This window comes from Vibrio sp. 1731, assembly GCF_033339955.1.
GTDB classification, from domain to species: Bacteria; Pseudomonadota; Gammaproteobacteria; order Enterobacterales; family Vibrionaceae; genus Vibrio; species Vibrio alginolyticus.
Map to the genome: position 1 here is coordinate 1 of NZ_JAWOVO010000170.1, position 1,040 is coordinate 1,040.

At 48.5% G+C, this 1,040-nt stretch carries 1 protein-coding gene; it reads right to left on the reverse strand.

All coding sequences use genetic code 11. The features are described 5' to 3' along the window. A partial coding sequence (dprA, locus tag R7035_RS25990; protein ID WP_318146418.1) for a DNA-processing protein DprA occupies window positions 1-983 on the reverse strand: 983 nt, incomplete at its 3' end. Window positions 984-1,040 lie beyond the last annotated feature (57 nt).

Genomic DNA, 1,040 nt, shown 5'->3' on the forward strand with positions numbered 1-1,040 from the left:
GTAGCTTCACTTCCTACGTTAGCTAACAGCTGAGGAAATGGCAATTCTTCTTCATCATTTAGCGTAGAAAATAAATCGATACTTTGATTAACAGACCAATCGAGTAAAGACTGTATTTCATCGAGGATATCTTGGGTTTTCTCTACGAGGCAGGCACCGTTGCGAATCAATTGGTTACCACCACTAGCATTGCGAGCATTAATTGAGGCCGGCAGCGCAAACACTTCTCGCCCTTGCTCAAGGGCATAACGCGCGGTAATAAGCGAGCCACTTTTCTCGGCCGCTTCCACCACTAACACACCTAACGATAAGCCGCTAATAATACGGTTTCGACGCGGAAAGTTTTCTGCGCGAGGCTTGGCATTGGGGCGAAACTCAGAAACCAGTGCGCCATTCTCTGCTACTCGCTGCGCTAAGCCACGATGACGAGCAGGATAAATATGTTCTAAACCAGACCCCAGCACAGCTATCGTCTTACCACCCGCTTGTAGCGCACCATCATGAGCATGGCCATCAATCCCAAGCGCTAAGCCGCTAGTGACAATCAATTCTTGTTGAGCCAACTCTGCTGCAAATTGACGTGCATGGTGTAAACCATCAAAACTGGCGTTCCGGCTGCCCACCATGGCAATTTGTGGTTGCGATAAAAAGGTAGGATTCCCCTCAACAAATAACAACGGAGGCGGAGCGACAACTTGCTTGAGTAAAGGGGGATATAAAGGATCGGCCAGCGTCAGAATGTGATGATTTGTAGAAGTGGCTAGCCACGTTAAACAAGCATCGACCTCTTTATCGACCGAAGCCCAAGCTTGCAGCTGTTTGTTCGTCAAACCCAATTGATAGAGCTGATCAGAAGAGGAACTGATGATATTGCGAGGCGTATCTTTGGCGAGCAGCTTATTCATTTTGACCCCACCGATGCCTGGCAAGCAACTCAGCTTAAGCCAGGCAACAAGGTCACTGTCGTTATTGCGTGGTTTCATTGGTGGTCGACTCTTGCGTCAGAGGCGAAACCACAGAGACCTCTTTATTGATGGGTT